Consider the following 18284-nt stretch of genomic DNA (forward strand, 5'->3'; position numbering starts at 1 on the left):
GCACTTAATCTTTTGTTCTATGAATATTGCAAAATATATATTGAATGACGTTAAACCATTGTCTATTAATGAAGCTGTAAAAGAAGCACAACTAGTTTTTAATCAACTTACATTTTCACATATTCCTATTTCAGAAAATGGTGTGTATTTAGGTTGTTTATCTGAAACTGATTCGCACTGCTTTGATAGCGAAAAACTAATCAGTGATTGTCGTTATGCCTTAGAACAGTTTTTTGTACGTAAACAAACCAATTGGATTGATGTTTTGGAAGCGTTTGCACAAAATTCAACGAACATCATGCCTATTTTGGACGAAAAGAACAACTATATAGGTTATTATGAATTGAATGATATCATCAGTATTTTCAATGACACACCATTTTTACACGAATTGGGAAGTGTATTAGTGGTTGAAAAAGGGGTTAAAGATTATTCATTCAGTGAAATCTGCCAAATTGTAGAATCAAATAACGGGCGTTTACTTGGTGCTTTTATCTCAAAAATAGAACGCGATGTGGTGCAAGTTACCATGAAACTAAACAATGCAGCGCTTAATGAAGTTGTACAATCTTTTAGAAGATATAGTTATAATATCGTTTCTGAATTTGCAGAAGACACATACATGCAAAATTTAAAAGAACGTTCAGAATACTTAGATAAATACTTGAACATTTAGTCATGAAGATTGGTATTTACGGTCAATTTTACCACAAAAACTCAGGTGAGTACATTAGTTATTTGTTGTATAATTTACAGCAATATGGCGTAGATATTTATATTGAAAAGAAATACTACGAGATTTTTTCACAGAAGATTCAAGTAAAGGAAACTTATAAAACATTTGAATCTTATAGCGATTTAGATGATTCTTTCGATTTATTTTTTAGTATTGGTGGGGATGGAACTATTTTAAGAACCGTTACAATTGTGCAAGATTTAAACATTCCAATCATAGGAATCAATACAGGAAGACTTGGTTTTTTAGCAACGATTCAAAAAGAAGAAATTCAACAAGCGATTGCCAAAATTATGGAGAAAAAGTATTCCGTAATTGAACGAAGTGTGCTTGCAGTAGAAACTACACCTACCAATGATGACATCAAAGAAATGAATTTTGCTTTGAATGAAGTTACAGTTGCCCGAAAAGACACAACTTCCATGATTACGGTGCGAACACATTTAAATGATGAGTATTTAACTTCATATTGGGCAGATGGTCTAATTATAGCAACACCAACAGGTTCTACAGGATATTCTTTAAGCTGTGGCGGACCTGTAATTACTCCTAACAATAATAATTTTGTATTAACACCAATTGCACCGCACAATTTAAATGCGCGTCCTTTGGTAATACCAGATCATACTACAATCCGATTGGAAGTTTCCGGTAGAGAAGATAAGCACCTAATTTCGTTAGATTCGCGTATTGCTACCGTAGACATTAATAGTGTTATTACTATTAAAAAAGCACCTTTTACAGTAAAACTTGTAGAACTTGAAGGACAGAGTTTCTTAAAAACACTACGAAAAAAGCTTCTTTGGGGCGAAGATAAACGAAATTAAGAGCAATAAAATGCAGCAAATTATGTTTAAAACTCACAGGCTTATTTTATGAATTGCCTATAACAAAAGAGAATACTATATTTGCAAACTTTTTGACACCTATGAGAAGACTCGTTATAATGTTGGTTGCTTTTACTTTAGCCCAAACCTCAAATGCACAACTCCATGAAATTGGAGGGTATATTGGGTACAGTAATTTTGTTGGTGATGTAGGATCAACAAAATACATAAACCCGAACCATTTGGCATATGGAGCTATTTACAAATGGAACAGAAGTGAAAGACACTCGTTTAGAGCATCCATAACACGAACACTGCTAGAAGGAAAAGATATTAATTCAGATGATCCTGCAAGACAATTACGTGGATTGCAATTTACAAACACTATCACTGAGCTATCTGTTGGTGTTGAATTTACATTTTGGGAATTTAACTTGCATGATACAGATCTGCAAGCCGCACCTTATATATACACCGGTGTTTCATATTTTAATTATGACACACTATTTTTGGAAAATGGAAGAATTGTTCCTTATGGAGATGAGAATACGTTTGCCATTCCAATGGTATTAGGATATAAAATGACGATTTCAGACAAATGGGTTTTGGGACTTGAACTAGGAGCTAGATATACCTTTACCGATGACATCGATGGAAGTAACCCAGTAAATGATAAAGCAGATTTTGACAGTCTGAAATTTGGAAATATAAACAGTAACGATTGGTATATGTTTACAGGTATTACCCTTACGTATACTTTTGGAAAAAAACCCTGTTATTGTTACTAGCGTAGCAAACAAAAACACGAATGAGTTTAGCTAATAAAATACAGAAAGACTTTTTGCCTCAACATTTAGCCATTATTATGGATGGAAACGGTCGTTGGGCAAAACAAAAAGGGAAACTTCGTGTATTTGGTCATGAAAACGGCACTAAATCTGTACGACAAACCGTAGAAGCCTGTGCTGAATTGGGCATTAAAAACCTGACATTATATGCTTTTTCTACTGAAAATTGGAATCGTCCAAGGTTAGAAGTAGAGGCTTTAATGCGCTTATTGGTTTCTTCATTACGTAAAGAGCTCAAAATACTACAGAAAAACAATATCAAACTACAGGCTATTGGCTCTCTAGATTCTCTTCCCAAAAAAGCTAAAAGAGAATTGTTTGAGGTGATAGAAAAGACAAAAGACAACACACACATGACTTTAACACTAGCATTAAGCTATGGTTCAAGGGAAGAACTTAAAAATGCTGTTAAAGAAATATGTCATAAAGTTAAAAATAATATAATTTCTTTGGAATCTATTGACGAATCCATTATTAATCAGCATCTTTACACGCAAGATTTACCCGATGTGGATTTACTTATACGTACTAGTGGAGAACACCGTATAAGTAACTTTCTGCTATGGCAAATAGCGTATGCTGAACTGTATTTTACGAATGTATTATGGCCAGATTTTAGCAAGGAAGACTTATATGAAGCGTTGATTAATTATCAAAATAGAGAACGAAGATTTGGAAAAACAAGCGAACAAATTAATTAGAATTTTAATGCAAAAAAAATACCTAAAATCATTATTGCTATTATTACTACTGTTTTGCAGTATTGCCTCGTATGCACAAGAAACGACTTTTGATAAAGGGAAGAAATATACGATAGGCGGCATTAAAGTTACTGGATTAAAAAGTTATAACGAACAAACGGTTATAACATACACGCAATTACGTGAAGGACAGGAAATTTTAGTGCCAGGAGAAGAGATTAGTGCAGTTATTAAAAAATTGTGGGGATTAGAGCTTTTTAGCGATATCAATTTCTATATAGATCGCATTGAAGGAAATAAAATATTCTTAGAATTAAACATTCAAGAATTACCTACATTATCCAATGTAGAAGTTCGTGGATTAAAAGAAAATAAGGCTGCAACGGTTATCAAAGAAACCGAACTTAAAAAGGGTAAGAAAATCACAGAAAGTTTCTTAGCCAACACTAAAAACTATATCGAAAACAAGTACAAAAAACTAGGTTTTTATCGTACCAAAGTAAATATTACTACGAAGCCAGATACTACAAACAATGCTACCAACAACATGAAAGTGATTGTAAATGTAGATCGCGGTAAAAAGATTAAAGTTAAGAATATCCGCTTTACTGGAAATAACCAATTCAAAGACAAAAAGCTTCGAAGAGCTATGAAAAATACGAAAGAAAAATTTCCACTTCGTATATTCAAAGCTTCTAAATTCATTCCTGAAAACTACAAGGAAGATTTAAACTCTATCATTGAAAAGTATAAAGAAAATGGATATCGTGATGCACGTATTGTAGGTGACTCTATTAGCTGGAACGATGATAATACCCTTAATATTGATATTGCTCTTGAAGAAGGAAATAAATACTATTTTGGAGACATTACATTCTTAGGAAATACAGTATATACAGACAGGCAATTGAGCAGTTTATTAGGAATCAAAAAAGGAGATACTTACAATGGTGTCTTACTAGAAAAGCGTATCGCTGACGAAACAGATCCTGATGCACAAGACTTAACAAATCAATACCAAAACAACGGATATTTATTTTCTAACATCAACCCAGTTGAGGTTTCTGCAAAGAATGACACGATTAACTTCGAAATCCGTATTATTGAAGGAAAGCCTGCATATTTCAACAATATCTCAGTAGTTGGTAACGAAAAAGCAAACGATCACGTAATCTATCGTGAGATCAGAACAAAACCAGGAGAATTATATAGTAAAGATAAAATCATTCGAACGATTCGTGAATTAGGTCAGTTAGGATTCTTTGATGCAGAGCAAATTAAGCCTGAAATAAAAAATCCAGATCCAAACAGTGGTACTGTTGATGTAGAATATAGTTTAGCTGAACGTGGAGGAAGCCAAATAGAACTACAAGGTGGCTATGGTGGTGGAGGTTTCATCGGAACCTTAGGACTATCATTTAATAACTTCTCTATTCGAAATCTATTTAATGGTGAAGCCTACAAACCATTACCAACAGGTGATGGACAAAAATTAGCATTACGTGCACAAGCAAGTAGATTCTTCCAAACATTTAGCTTTTCATTCACAGAACCATGGTTAGGAGGAAAAAAACCTGTACAGTTTACAACTTCATTATCACACACAGTACAGTTTTTATTCAACCCACAAACAAACAATGCTGATAAAGACAGACGTTTCTTAATTACAGGATTATCTGTAGGATTAGCAAAACGTTTAGCGGAGCCAGATGATTACTTTGTATTATCGCAAGCATTAAGCTTTCAACATTACAACTTAAAAAACTACAATACAGGATTATTTACCTTTGGTGATGGATTCTCAAACAACTTTTCATATACAGCTGCTTTGACAAGAAATTCATCGGGGCCAAACCCAATTTACCCAATGCAAGGTTCAGAATTCACTGTAAGTGCAAAACTTTCCTTACCTTATTCGCTGTTTAATAACGTAGATTACGGAAATTTAGAAAATTTAGATGAGTATCAGTTAAAAGATGCTAATGGTAACTACCTAAATGCCAATGCTAATTTACCAGGAGAACCTGCAAATTTAGGTCCAACACTTGAACCAGGAGAAGTTTCTGTTGTTGACAGAGGAAAAGTTGATCAAGAAAAATTCAAATGGTTAGAATTTTATAAAATTAAATTTAAAGGTGCTTGGTACCAAAATATTGTTGACAAATTAGTCTTAAAGACAGAAGCTAATTTTGGGTTCTTAGGCGCATACAATAACGATAGAGGGATCATTCCATTCGAAAGATTCTTCGTTGGTGGAGACGGATTAGGTAACTTTAGCTTGGATGGTAGAGAGGCTATTGCATTGCGTGGATATCCTAATCAATCACTTTCTGATATCGATGGAGGTACTATTTACAATAAATTTTCGTTAGAGTTACGTTATCCGATTACATTAAAGCAAACTGCTTCTATTTATACGTTAGCATTTTTAGAAGCTGGTGGCTCATTTAATTCGTTTAAAGAATACAGTCCGTTTGAGTTAAACCGCTCAGCTGGTGCTGGATTGCGTATATTTATGCCCGCATTTGGATTGCTAGGTATTGACTTTGGATATGGATTTGATCCAATCCCAGGAACTACGCAGCGAAACGGATGGGAAACACACTTTATTATCGGACAGCAATTTTAAGCAATTTTAATTTTGGCACGATATTTTCTATTAACAAACCGACAGACATGAAAACGAAAGTTCTTTTTTTATTAACGATGCTTCTTACACTATCTAACGTACACGCACAACGCGTAAATGGTGCAAAGGTTGGCTATATTGATATGGAATACATTTTAGAAAACGTAAAGACATATCAAGAAGCAAACACACAATTAGAAGCAAAAGCTCAACGCTGGAAAAACCAAATTCAAAAAAAGCAAAGCACGATAGATCAAATGAAAAAAAATCTAAGTGCGGAACGTGTTTTACTTACCAAAGAATTAGTTGACGAGCGTGAAGAAGAAATCGAAATCTTAGAACAAGAATTACAAACATACCAACAAGATCGTTTTGGCCCTTTTGGAAGTTTGATGGTACAACGTCAAAATATGGTAAAACCTATTCAAGATCAAGTGCTAGATGCTGTTCAAGATATCGCAAAAAAGAAACGTTATGATTTTGTGTTTGACAAATCAGCTGACGTAGTAATGCTTTTCTCTGCAAAGAAATTTGATATAAGTGATCAAGTTTTACGTATTATCAATAGAGATGAAAAGCGTAAAGGCAGAGAAGAAAAAATCAGGAAAAAGCAAAGCGAAAAATCCAAATTCGAAGATGCAGACACTGCTAAAGATCCAAATCCTGAAGTAGAAGCTAAAAAGCAAGCTGCTGCTGAAAAGAAAGCAGAGCGTCAAAAGTTATTAGATGAGCGTAAAAAGAAACGTGAGGAAGAGCGCGCAGCAAAGAAAAAAGCTTACGAAGAAAAACGCAAAAAACTAATCGCTGAACGCGAAGCTAAAAAGAAAGCTGCGGAAGAAAAACGTAAAAAACGTGCGGAAGAAAAACGCAAAAAGACGGAAGATCGCAAAAAGCAGCAAGAAGAAAAGAATAAAGAAAGCGAAGAAAACGGTGAAGGCGCCGGAGGCGGACAATAAAAATAAGCCCAATTTTGCCTTAGAGGTAATTATAGAAAATACACCCTCAACATCGAGACAACCCTAAAAACAAATCTTGATTATCGAGTAACAACAATTAATATAAATAACACTTAAAGTAAATAATTGAACATCATGAAACAAATGAAAAAGCTAATTGCCGTTGCAGTACTATTCTTAGGAATGGTTAGTTTTACAAATGCACAGACAAAAGTTGCACACATTAACACGCAGAAATTGATTAGCGCAATGCCGGAAATGAAAGAAGCTAAAGATGAGTTTGACAAGCTACAAAAATCATTAGGTGCAGATATTCAAGCTTCTGTGACAGAATATAGAAATAAATTGACTCAGTATACAAATGAAGCTCCTAACAAGACTGATGCTGAAAACAAAGAAAGACAAAAAGAATTAGCTGAGTTAGAAGGACGTATCCAAGAAGCCCAAGCAGCTGCTGATAAAACTGCACAACAAAAGTACATTGACTTAACAAAGCCAATTCAGGAAAAAGCATTAGCTGCGATTCAAAAAGTAGCAAGAGCACAAGGATATGCTTATGTACTTGACGAAACTCCAGGTTCAGGTTTATTACTAGCTGATGGAACTGATTTAATGGATGCTGTTAAAAAAGAATTAGGTATCAAGTAAAAAACTACATAACTATACTATAAAAAACCGCTTTTGAAAAGCGGTTTTTTTGTTTCTAATAATATTCAATCTTTTCCCAAACTCCATTTTCTTTGAATAAATGATAGCCTGTTCCTGATATCATAATATGTGGTGTTTTATACATGATATCTGTACTCGGCAGAATCAATTTTGGACAATACCGGACTTCTAAAGATTTTAAATTATTCAAATTGAATAAAGCATCAATAGAAGTCACATTACTCAAGTTACGTATATCGATCTTAGAAATAGAACTTGTATTGCTTCTTGGATGAACTATAGAAATCTCATTACAACCATACAACATTATATAATCTATAGCTGCAAATGTAAAAATCCATGAAACATCTATTAAGTTATGAACTCTATTGAGGTACAACTTTTCCAAATTAATTTCTGTAAATTTTTCTTTAACAGTATCTAGTTCTAGATTATACAGTTTCAGAGTTTTTAGGTTTATATATTTCTTAAGATGTTTCAAACTTTTTAGTTTAGTCTTACGATTATAAACTGCCCAACTATTGACCTCTAAATACTGAATTGATGTTGGCAAATATGACGGTATTTCGGTAATACTGTATATATTTCCAAGTGTTAGTTTCTCTAATTTAGAAAGTCTACCAATTTCTTTCAAGTATTTTACAGTGTCCTTTTTTCTATATGTTGTTCCATCATCAATTACCAATTCTTTTATTCTATTTTTTTTACGAAATTTTGGAAATTGAATTAGGTTTGGCGTGCGATAAATAATTAATTTTTCAAGTGCAGTACAATTTAAAAAACCATCTATATTTTCTAAGTTTTCAGCATCCATAATATATAAGGTCTGCAAGGAATCTAACTTAAATTTCTTTTTCGTTATAAACTTTTGTTTAGCGCGACGAATATTTAAGTGCTTTAGATTAGGAAAATACACATCCAATTTCTCGATATCAGTAGGCGGAGTTATGGTAAGTGATTCTGTATGTACAAAATCTTTGAACTCCACCGGTATTTTTGACAACCTGATATTCAAACTGAGATTTTTATGGTTTTTCAACAAAGCAACACGAGTTAGATTTGTAGTACTATCAATGATAACTATATCACCTATTCCATCATTTAGATTCATCAATATTGGTCCAGGCTGTGCATTAGAAAATATTCCATAAAAGAAACACACAACGAAATAAAGTAATGTCGATTCATAATTCATATTTTGCAAGCAAAATACATTGTCATTTCGCTTTAAAAAACCACAAATGAGTCAACACTACTTTTGGGTGAGCTTGCAATCAAAAAAAGCCGCCAAAAATGGCAGCTTTTCGTCTTAAATGATGTTAGATTAACATCCTCCATTGCAAGTAAGACAATGCAAAGGGTCTCTTAATGAATGTTTGTTTGTCGCACAATTATTACTACCACAGGCGTTAGTGCCACAACCTTTGGTTCCACAATTATTGGTATTACACCTAAAAGTTATACAATAAAAAGTAATATAACCTCCTTTTATTGCTCCTAAATTGGAAACATTGGTTTTGCCTAAATTTAGTTTGGTTGCCATTTTTTGTTTTTTCATAATGATCATATTAAAGTTAATAGCTCAAATGTATATTTTGAAAAATAAAGACAAATCCTATAAAATGTAGGATTTGTCTAATTACATTTTAATTTTTCCAAAAAACATAGCTGCAAACTCAAATGATATAGACAAGGCTATTTTTTTTACTTATTTTTACAGTTATGAATAATTCCCCAATTGGTATTTTTGATTCAGGAGTTGGCGGCACGTCGATTTGGAGAGAAATTCACAAATTATTGCCCTACGAAAACACGATCTATTTAGCAGATAGTAAATATGCTCCGTATGGTCCAAAAGGAAAAAATAGAATCACTGAACTTAGTGTAAAGAATACAGAATTACTTCTAGAAAAAGGTTGTAAACTTATTGTTATTGCTTGCAATACGGCTACTACAAATGCCATTCGCCATCTTCGTGAAATTTATGATGTTCCATTTATTGGAATTGAACCTGCTATTAAACCAGCCGCTTTACAGACGAAATCTAACACGATTGGGATTTTAGCTACCAAAGGAACCTTATCGAGTGAATTGTTTCACAAAACGTCAGATTTGTACGCAAACGGCGTTACTATTATTGAACAAGTTGGCGAAGGTTTAGTTCCATTGATTGAAAACGGAGCCATTGATTCTCCAGAAATGGAAGAACTCTTAAAAAAATACATCACACCGATGATTGCAGCAAATATTGATTATTTGGTTTTAGGTTGTAGTCATTATCCGTATTTGATACCTAAGTTGCATACCTTGCTTCCTAAACATGTGACTATTATAGATTCTGGAGCTGCTGTAGCTAGACAAACTCAAGCTATTTTAGAAAAGCATGAATTGTGTGCCTCAGTTACTAATATTGGAGACTGCATGTTTTTCAGCAATGGAAACCCTGAAATTTTAACTGAGATTTTAGATGGAGATTTTACAGTAGAAGCATTGGATTTTTAAAATGCCATTCTTAACTTAATTTAGAATCTCAATCTTTGAACCAACTTGAATATTCTACATAGTTCTCTGCAATACGATCTATTTCTCCAGAGATTAATTCTTTACTGATGTCTTTTACTTTTTTTGCAGGAATTCCAGCATAAATACTACCCGATTCTACATGTGTATTTTTAGTCACCACTGCTCCTGCAGCGATAATACTATTACTTTCCACGACACAATCATCCATTACAATGCTTCCCATTCCTATTAAAACATTGTCATGAATAATACAGCCATGCACAATAGCATTATGTCCGATAGAAACATTATTTCCAATAGTCGTTGGAGATTTTTGATAAGTAGCATGAATAACAGCACCATCTTGTACATTTACCTTATTGCCCATTTTAATAAAATGTACATCGCCACGAATAACCGCGTTAAACCATACACTACATTGGTTTCCCATCGTTACTTCACCTACAATGGTAGCATTTTCTGCAATAAAACAATCGTTTCCTATTTGTGGATGTTTTCCTTTTACGGGTTTGATGATCATTAGGTGTTAGGTTTTGAGTTGCTTCGCTATTAGCAAAGATACTTTTTCATTTAATATTTTTGAGTTTTACTTTTCAACTTTTACAATTTCTTAATTGTCGATTGGTCGCTCAGCTATATTGTGAGTTATTTGATGTTTACAAGCACTAACATCCCAATACTGACTACTTTTTTAAAGTGTCATTTCGATTACTTTTCGTAATGAGATAAAGAAAATTGCATTGAGGAGTATTCTGAAATTCCAATTAGATTTTTATACTAATTTGTTTTACAAATTCACTCGATCTGGCGACTCGAATTCATTATTTAAAATACGATAGTAAGTTTGCTTTTTTAGTAGAGGACACTAACACTTCTTTTCCATTACTCAATACCACACTTCCGCCTTTTCCTTTTCTGTATTTTACCACAGCATTTACATTTACTAAGTAGGATTTATGAACTCTTGCAAATGGATATTGACTCAACGCCTCTTCAAAGTATTTGAGTGTTTTACTTACTACAATCTTTGAATTGTTGATGTAGATTTCCGTATAATTATCATCAGCTTTGCAATACACTATATCTGCTACATTGAGCACTTCAAAACCATCTTGTTGTGGAATGGTAATTTTTCCATTGAACGTTTCAATGTTTGTTGCCAATACAGTATCTGCCAAACGTTCTTCTTTACTTTTTACAGAGATTACATGATCTACTGCTTTGATCAATTCATCAATAGAAATTGGTTTCAACAAATAGTACGATGCATGACTATTGAGAGCTTCAATCGCATAATGATCATAAGCCGTTACAAAAATAGTTTCAAACGAACGATCACCTACTTTTTCGAGCAAGTCAAACGCATTTCCAAAAGGCATTTCCACATCTAAAAACACCAAATCTAATTCATTATTTCGTATCAAAACCAATGCATCTTCAATATTAGAAGCTTCTCCGATAACATTTACATTCGGACAGTATTTTGCGACGTATTTTTTTAGAATTTCTCTACTGATTTCTTCGTCCTCTACAATGATAGTTTGTAATTGCATTTAGTCTTTTTTTAGTGTTAGTATAACTTTAGTTCCTTGTCCATCTTGAAAAATATCGGTCACAGAAACATCTACTTTATCTTTATACATATCATTCAATATGGCAATACGTTTTTTGATATTCCCCATACCTTTTGATTTTTGGCGAAGCTGATTTTTTGTCTTTAACTCCATAGAACGCTTTCGACCAATTCCATCATCTTCAATTGTAATTTCTAATATTTCGTCCGTTTTTGCCGTAATAGTAATACTCAACATTCCTTTTTCTTCCTTATAGCGTAGTCCATGCCAAATTGCATTTTCTATATACGGCTGCAGCAACATTGGCGGAATTTGAAATTCAGAAACTTTTAATTTCTCATCAACATTGATTTTATAGTCAAATTTATCCTGAAAGCGCATGTGCTCTAAGCGTACATATAATTCGAGCAATTCCAATTCTTTGAAAAGTGGGATAAAATCTTCATCCGAATTTTCTAAAACAGCACGCATTAAGGTAGAGAACTCAGATAAATATCGATTCGCATTACGTTCATCATTCAATGCTATATAATTATTCACAGAATTCAACGCATTAAAAATAAAATGCGGATTCATTTGTGCACGTAGCGATTTTAAGGCTAATAAATTATTCGCTAATTTCTGCTGTTTACTATTTCTATATAGTAAATAAATTGTGATCGCTAATAAAACAATTCCAAGAATAAGCGAATAAATAGTGTACTGTTGTGTTGTGTTTTTCTGTTCTACCAAAAGTTGTTCACGCATGTAACTATCGATACGATTTCGCTCTAGCTTACGATCCGCTTCCAAACTCATAATCCGTGTTTGGTTTTCTTGAATGTTTTTTCGCAAACGATTTGCTATTGAAATTTCCTGTTCTTTTCGAAGTGTTAATTCATTTACTAAATCTACATATTCCTGAAAGTTTTTGCGTGCTCTTTCAAAATCACCAAGAGATTCATAAGTTTCAGACAATTTACGTTTTGCATCTTTCCCAACAATTAAATCTTCTTTAGAAATCGCTTCAGAAGCACTTTTTTCCAAGTATGGCAATGCTTCATCGTATTTTTCCTGTAATAAAAAAGCATTTCCAATCTTATAATTTATTCGTTGCGAACTAATAATAATAGAGTCATTTAAGGTTCCTTTAGCGACTTGCTTATCTGTACCCGATTTTTCTAAATCTGCCAAGTTCTGCTTACGCAACTGAATCTCTTTATCAAATAAATTGTTCGAGTTATAAAAATCTGCCACACGATCTTGCTCTACAATAGCACGCTTTAAGTTTTGTTCTTGTGCCAAGTTTAAAGAATTTGTATAATATCCTTCGGCAGCATTTGTATTTCCTGTAGCAGCATAATTATCTGCAATTTTAGAATTCAAATCAGTTACTTTTGGTGTAATCAGATCTTCTTTCGCAATTTTTAGTCCTTTGTTATAGTTCTTAAGCGCAATATCATATTTACCTAGAGCTTTATACGCATCTCCTAAACCTTCATATACCGTTACTTGTTGATATCGCGATAAGCTATTGCGCAAAATTCTTTTAAATGATTTGATGGCTTCAGTATAATCTGCATTTAGCAATTGTGTTTTTCCTAATGAAATCCACAAACGCGTCGTACTATAGGTATTGAGTGCTATTTCATAATTACTTATTCCCAAGTCGTACTGTTGCCAATACACATAAACATCTCCTAAAATTTCATACGAATCTGAAAGTTGCTTTTCATCATTGTCATCATATAAATTCTCCAGTGCTTTTTCAATGAATTGAATACTCTTTTCAATATCTTTTTCTTTGAAGAACACAGCTGAATCCAACATGACTTTATGCTGCTTCAAGTTAGATTTACGTTTTTGACCTCGTAAAGAAGACGTATTTTCTTGTTGGTCTTCCTCAAATCCTTCTACCAAAATCACAATAGATTCATCGCTAGTGACTTTATGAAACTCTTTTCCAAAACTCGGATGTTCAATCACCAATTGATCACCTACACGTGTTCGTATGGTAAAGCGTCCAAATGCGTTTGTTTTTGCCACTTCTCCTCCTACTACGCGTATGGTGGCGTCAGAAACAGGTGCACGATTATCTCTCCCTCTAATTTCTCCTCGCACCATAAAAAAAGCAGCTTCTTCTTTCATTTCATTCGGATTGTTTTGGGATACAATTTCTTGGAACGAAAGCAAGCATAAAAACACAAATACTATAGCAAGCTTATTCTTCATTTTTTTCATTAATTAGGATAAACTTACGCACTTTCATTGATATACTAAAATACAGGCTTCTACAAAACCTAGTTTTTTAGCACTTTTAGACTATTTTTTAACGCTTTCTCTCATGAAAAGAATTGGTTCACTCATTCAAAACGATTGTTAACTCATTAGTGTTTTTTTTCCGATTTCTTTGCGGGTACTTTTAGGGAAAATTAAAACCAAATGAAAAAAATAAATCTTTTACTGTGCTTGTGTTTTACCCAGTTCATCTTTGCACAGCATAAAGGAAATTATGATAAGAATGTTCAAATTTCCAGGCAAAATATTGCAACTTCGGCTAAGATGGGAAATGCCACTATTTACGGGCCGCAATCTACAAATCCAAGGAGAAACGTAAATCCAAGTTCCTCTATTATTATTGATTTGAATGCTCTGTACAATGCAAAAGCTAGTTCATATACTGCCATTTTCAATATTTCACAAATTGGCCCTACAGCCGAAGAAACTCATGAACTAGTTAACGAACGTATTGATAATGTTAGAAACGAGCTGTTGGCAACTGGTATTAAAAAAGAAGACATTGCTGTAGATGTCATTTCGTTTGTTCCTGTATATGAAATTGAAGTGCAGAAAAAGTTGTTTAGCACAAAATATAATGAAGTCCCTAAAGGTTTTGAGCTACAAAAAAACATTCATATTCAATTCAAAAAAACCCAGCAATTCGAAATGATTCTCGCAGCTTGTGCAGCCAATGAAATCTACAACTTGGTGAAAGTGGATTATTTTATTGAAAACATTAGAGCTGTGTACAAAAAGCTTCAAACAGCATTAGTTTCACTCGTAAAAGAAGAAAAGGAATACTATAAAATGTTAGGCTTTGATTTGTCTGATTATAATGTAGTCATGGCAGATGACAAGTATTGTTATTTCCCAAAAGATTTCTACAGAAATTACCAAGCGTATAATAGTGTTTCTTTTGAAGCTTTAAAAAAGAAAAAAGGTGTCACAAAAGCCAAAAAACAAACTTCGTATTACTATCAACCAATTTCTACTGAAAATTATGACATTGTAATGAATCCTGCAATTTTGGAACCCGTAGTTCAGGTTGGAATGCAAATTAAATTGGTGTATTCACCAAAACCGAAAGAGCAAAAACAACCACCAAAAACTGAAGTAAAAACAGAACACAAGTATTATGTGATTTCACCTGATGGAAAAATTGATGTAAAAGAATTAAAAACCAACAACTAATCATTAAACATAAAACCGAATAAACGTAAAATGTTAAACTTAAAACATGAATGAACTACTATTTAGTACTCATTAAAAAAGAAAAAGATGAAAAAACTACACGTATTTTTAGCAAGTACATTGATTTTAACAATGTCTTGTAAAGGAAACTCAAAAGCAGATACTGCATTGTTGAGTGAAGCAACGATCGAAACTGTAGATACTAAAATGCTACCAGTAAAAACAAAAAATACTATTAAAGTTGCCTTGTTATTAGACACTAGCAATAGCATGGATGGATTGATTCATCAAGCAAAAGCGCAATTATGGGAAATTGTTAATGAATTATCGTATGCCAAATGTGGTGATGATAAACCAAACTTAGAGATTGCTTTGTATGAATATGGAAACGACAATTTACCTTCAGAGGAAGGATATATTCGCCAGGTATTAGGCTTTAGCAATGACTTAGATGAAATCTCTGAAAAACTATTCTCGTTGACAACTCGAGGTGGCAGTGAGTTTTGTGGACATGTGATTCAGACTTCGTTAGATCAACTTAATTGGGGAAATAATCCAAAAGATTTGAAATTACTTTTTATTGCAGGAAATGAACCTTTTACCCAAGGAAGTATCAATTATAAAGATGCAGTTACCAATGCTTATGAAAAAGATGTTGTTGTCAATACTATTTTCTGCGGGAATTATGAGCAAGGAATTTCTGGAATGTGGAAAGATGGCGCTATTAAAGGAAAAGGCGATTATATGACCATTGCACACAATAGAAATATTGTATACGTAAAGACTCCGTATGATCAAAAAATCATGGAATACAATTCACAATTGAACAAAACATATATCGCTTATGGAAGAAGAGGCGCATATAAAATGGCGCAGCAAAGTACGCAAGATTTTAATGCAAACTCCATCAATGAAGAAATTGCTGTAGACAGAGCTGTTTCTAAGAGTTCTAGTTTTTACACAAACTCTTCTTGGGATTTGGTAGATGGAATTGCTAATGACTCTGTAAAATTAGCAGAATTAAGCGAAAAAGAATTGCCAAAAGAGTTGAGAGGAAAATCAAAAGAGCAAATTTTGGCGTATGTAGAGCGACAACAAAAATTACGTAAAGAGATTCAACGTAACATTCGCGAGTTGAATACTAAACGTAAAGAATTCATTTCAAAACAAAATAAAAAAGAAGGTAAAGACGATCTGGAAAGCGCAATGATCAAAGCGATTAAGACACAAGCGGCTCGTAAAAATTATACGTGGTAGTTAGGTCTTAGGTTTTAGCTCGCAGGCTTTTAGTTATTAGACAGCTTTCCTTTTAAATTATCAGACTAATTCGAAATTAGTTCTTTTCATTTCGAGTGTGATTGAGGTTTTTATTAAATCTCGATTGCGCTCGATTTGACATTTTAGTCAGATCATTTTAATCTTAGGATATTTCTAAAATCAATATTACAACTATGATATATATATTATTCCTCTTTCCCTTTTTACTTTTAGCACAAAAACCTATTATTGAATATTATGATAATGGAAACGTGTTTCGCGAGTATTTTTTAAAAGACCAAACCCAAGACAGCACTTTTGTTCAATATTATAAAAACGGGAATATTCAATCAAAAACACAGTATAAAAAATGTGAATACGAAACTAATTACTACAAAATATATCGATTTGGTTGTGGTGTGGGAAAGTATTTTAACGAAGAGCAGAAAATTTTAAAAGGAAGGTCACACGGCAAATGGTCTTTTTACTATAAAGATGGTAGTTTAAAATCTATTTCAAATTATCATTGCGGTTTTGAACAAGGAAATTTTATCGATTACAGACCAAATGGTTCAGTAGAGTATAGTGACTTTTATCATGAAGGAAATGTAATGAGCGAAAGGGAATATCATAAAAATGGTGCTTTAAAAATACTAACACAATATACGTATTTGTATGATGAAACTATAGATGATAGTCGTTATGTTGTTTCGTGTGTACAAACAGAATTTAGAGAAGATAGTACTGTAAAAAGCGTTAAAGAAATTTCAGATTATGATATGGATGAAACAGCAATTCACAAAGAATATTACCCAAATGGCTTTTTAAAATTCACCGAAGAGCTTGTTGATGATTTTAGAGAAGGCGTTTACAGAGAATTTTATGAGAATGGTCATAAGAAGTATGAAGGTGAATATATTGACGAAGAACGCGTTAAAAAACATTACTATTACGATCGTACAGGAAAAATGACCAAAATAGAAACTTGGGATGCAAACAAATTGATCCACACAGAATACAAAAACTAAATATTATTCAAAGAAAAAGGCTTGCAATGATTTGCAAGCCTTTTTTGTATACTGTTCTGTGTAAGTCTTAGTTAATTGCTGGACAGTTACAATCGTATGGATCTCTTCTGCTTCCAAAGTCATATCCTAAAGTGATTTGGTGATAACCTCCATTAGAAAGTACTAAAGAGTTTGCTTGGTATGAATATGTATACGCAAACATAAACTTGTTATAGTTTACTCCAACAAATGGTGTAATGTATTGTAGTTTTTGGTTATCTACTTGTGTTCCATTTACGAACTCTGCTCCATCTAAGCTTCTTCTATATGACAATCCGCCCCAAAGTGAACCGAATTCTAAGCTTCTGTATACTTTCATATTTATATCAAAAGAAGATTCTTGCGTTTCTTCTGTATATTGAAACATTGCTGATGGTTCATATTTCCAGTCACTATTATATCCACCGAATACATATCCTGCAGAAGCCAAATAACGACGTTGGTTTTTTGATTCAAATTCCTGAGAGAATAAATCTCTTTTGGTTGGCAATGCATTTTTCACTGTTAAGTGCGCGTAGAAATCTAATAAATAATACGATGCTCCAAAATCTACATTAAAATACGTTGTGTTTTGTTGCGTTCCTGAAATAATAGGATCAGGATTGTTTATAATATCAAAACCTGTTTCATCCAATGTTCCTTGTGTAAAACCTGTACTAATTCCAAAAGAAAGCTGGTTTAAGTCAACTCTGTTTCTAGAAAGTAATAAGTGATATGCAAAAGTAAGATACGCTCCTTGTTGTGAGAAGTTTCCATTTTCATCATTATAGATGATAGCTCCAACACCGACTTTGTCTCCAACACGAGTATTAAAACTTAAGGTTTGTAATGACGGCGCATTATCTACGTCAAACCATTGCTGTCTAGCTGTTAATCGAATTTTAGAAGCATTAGATGCTCCAGCCATCGAAGGATGAATTAGGTATAAATTATCAGAAAGATAGTCTACATAAACAGGAAGTCCATCTTGCGAAAAAGAGCATTGCACTCCAAATGCGATGGCAACAATAGCTAAGTATTTTTTAAATTTCATTAGTGTTTATCTTT

Annotated in this window: 16 protein-coding genes; 11 read left to right on the forward strand and 5 right to left on the reverse strand. The window is 33.1% G+C overall.

The window, feature by feature from the left end; translation table 11 throughout:
• The first annotated feature begins 19 nt into the window (after positions 1 to 19).
• The 7 genes from MK119_RS02300 to MK119_RS02330 all read left to right on the forward strand — a co-directional run bounded on the left by MK119_RS02300 (position 20) and on the right by MK119_RS02330 (position 7345).
• Positions 20 to 676, forward strand: coding sequence for an acetoin utilization protein acuB (locus MK119_RS02300; protein ID WP_290670396.1), 657 nt, complete (start codon positions 20 to 22; stop codon positions 674 to 676).
• Positions 677 to 678: 2 nt separating this feature from the next.
• Positions 679 to 1563, forward strand: coding sequence for an NAD kinase (locus MK119_RS02305; protein ID WP_290670399.1), 885 nt, complete (start codon positions 679 to 681; stop codon positions 1561 to 1563).
• A 101-nt stretch (positions 1564 to 1664) separates the two neighbouring features.
• Positions 1665 to 2351, forward strand: a complete 687-nt coding sequence (locus MK119_RS02310) for a DUF6089 family protein (RefSeq protein ID WP_290670402.1) — start codon at positions 1665 to 1667, stop codon at positions 2349 to 2351.
• Positions 2352 to 2371: 20 nt separating this feature from the next.
• On the forward strand, positions 2372 to 3112 hold the full coding sequence (locus MK119_RS02315; protein ID WP_290670405.1) for an isoprenyl transferase: 741 nt from the start codon (positions 2372 to 2374) through the stop codon (positions 3110 to 3112).
• A 7-nt stretch (positions 3113 to 3119) separates the two neighbouring features.
• On the forward strand, positions 3120 to 5741 hold the full coding sequence (locus MK119_RS02320) for a POTRA domain-containing protein (RefSeq protein WP_290670408.1): 2622 nt from the start codon (positions 3120 to 3122) through the stop codon (positions 5739 to 5741).
• A 47-nt stretch (positions 5742 to 5788) separates the two neighbouring features.
• Positions 5789 to 6697 (forward strand): OmpH family outer membrane protein, encoded by a 909-nt coding sequence (locus tag MK119_RS02325; protein ID WP_290670411.1) that lies wholly within the window; start codon positions 5789 to 5791, stop codon positions 6695 to 6697.
• 144 nt (positions 6698 to 6841) lie between these two features.
• A complete protein-coding gene (locus MK119_RS02330; protein ID WP_366512754.1) occupies positions 6842 to 7345 on the forward strand; it encodes an OmpH family outer membrane protein in 504 nt (167 codons plus the stop codon).
• Positions 7346 to 7400: 55 nt separating this feature from the next.
• On the opposite strand, the gene MK119_RS02335 is transcribed toward MK119_RS02330, so the two are convergent.
• Complete coding sequence (locus tag MK119_RS02335; protein ID WP_290670417.1) at positions 7401 to 8354, reverse strand: hypothetical protein; 954 nt, start codon at positions 8352 to 8354, stop codon at positions 7401 to 7403.
• A 734-nt stretch (positions 8355 to 9088) separates the two neighbouring features.
• On the opposite strand from MK119_RS02335, the gene murI reads away from it, so the two are divergent.
• Positions 9089 to 9868 carry a glutamate racemase gene (gene murI / locus MK119_RS02340; RefSeq protein WP_290670420.1) on the forward strand — a complete coding sequence of 260 codons (780 nt, stop codon included), beginning with the start codon at positions 9089 to 9091 and terminating at the stop codon, positions 9866 to 9868.
• Between the two features lie 28 nt (positions 9869 to 9896).
• Here murI and MK119_RS02345 read toward each other — a convergent pair whose 3' ends face one another.
• The 3 genes from MK119_RS02345 to MK119_RS02355 all read right to left on the reverse strand — a co-directional run bounded on the left by MK119_RS02345 (position 9897) and on the right by MK119_RS02355 (position 13674).
• The gene (locus MK119_RS02345; protein ID WP_290670424.1) at positions 9897 to 10409 is read right to left on the reverse strand and encodes a gamma carbonic anhydrase family protein; all 513 of its coding nucleotides are present in this window, start codon (positions 10407 to 10409) and stop codon (positions 9897 to 9899) included.
• A 301-nt stretch (positions 10410 to 10710) separates the two neighbouring features.
• The gene (locus MK119_RS02350) at positions 10711 to 11442 is read right to left on the reverse strand and encodes a LytTR family DNA-binding domain-containing protein (protein ID WP_290670427.1); all 732 of its coding nucleotides are present in this window, start codon (positions 11440 to 11442) and stop codon (positions 10711 to 10713) included.
• Positions 11443 to 13674 carry a histidine kinase gene (locus tag MK119_RS02355; RefSeq protein WP_290670430.1) on the reverse strand — a complete coding sequence of 744 codons (2232 nt, stop codon included), beginning with the start codon at positions 13672 to 13674 and terminating at the stop codon, positions 11443 to 11445. It abuts the gene before it with no gap.
• Positions 13675 to 13884: 210 nt separating this feature from the next.
• Here MK119_RS02355 and MK119_RS02360 point away from each other — a divergent pair, with 210 nt between their 5' ends.
• The 3 genes from MK119_RS02360 to MK119_RS02370 all read left to right on the forward strand — a co-directional run bounded on the left by MK119_RS02360 (position 13885) and on the right by MK119_RS02370 (position 17198).
• Positions 13885 to 14913 (forward strand): SIMPL domain-containing protein, encoded by a 1029-nt coding sequence (locus MK119_RS02360; protein WP_290670433.1) that lies wholly within the window; start codon positions 13885 to 13887, stop codon positions 14911 to 14913.
• 87 nt (positions 14914 to 15000) lie between these two features.
• Positions 15001 to 16170, forward strand: coding sequence for a vWA domain-containing protein (locus MK119_RS02365; protein ID WP_290670436.1), 1170 nt, complete (start codon positions 15001 to 15003; stop codon positions 16168 to 16170).
• A 194-nt stretch (positions 16171 to 16364) separates the two neighbouring features.
• Positions 16365 to 17198, forward strand: a complete 834-nt coding sequence (locus MK119_RS02370; RefSeq protein ID WP_290670438.1) for a hypothetical protein — start codon at positions 16365 to 16367, stop codon at positions 17196 to 17198.
• A 67-nt stretch (positions 17199 to 17265) separates the two neighbouring features.
• Here MK119_RS02370 and MK119_RS02375 read toward each other — a convergent pair whose 3' ends face one another.
• The gene (locus MK119_RS02375) at positions 17266 to 18270 is read right to left on the reverse strand and encodes a type IX secretion system membrane protein PorP/SprF (protein ID WP_290670441.1); all 1005 of its coding nucleotides are present in this window, start codon (positions 18268 to 18270) and stop codon (positions 17266 to 17268) included.
• Positions 18271 to 18284 lie beyond the last annotated feature (14 nt).

It is taken from the genome of Kordia sp. (genome assembly GCF_022447245.1).
Lineage (GTDB): Bacteria > Bacteroidota > Bacteroidia > Flavobacteriales > Flavobacteriaceae > Kordia.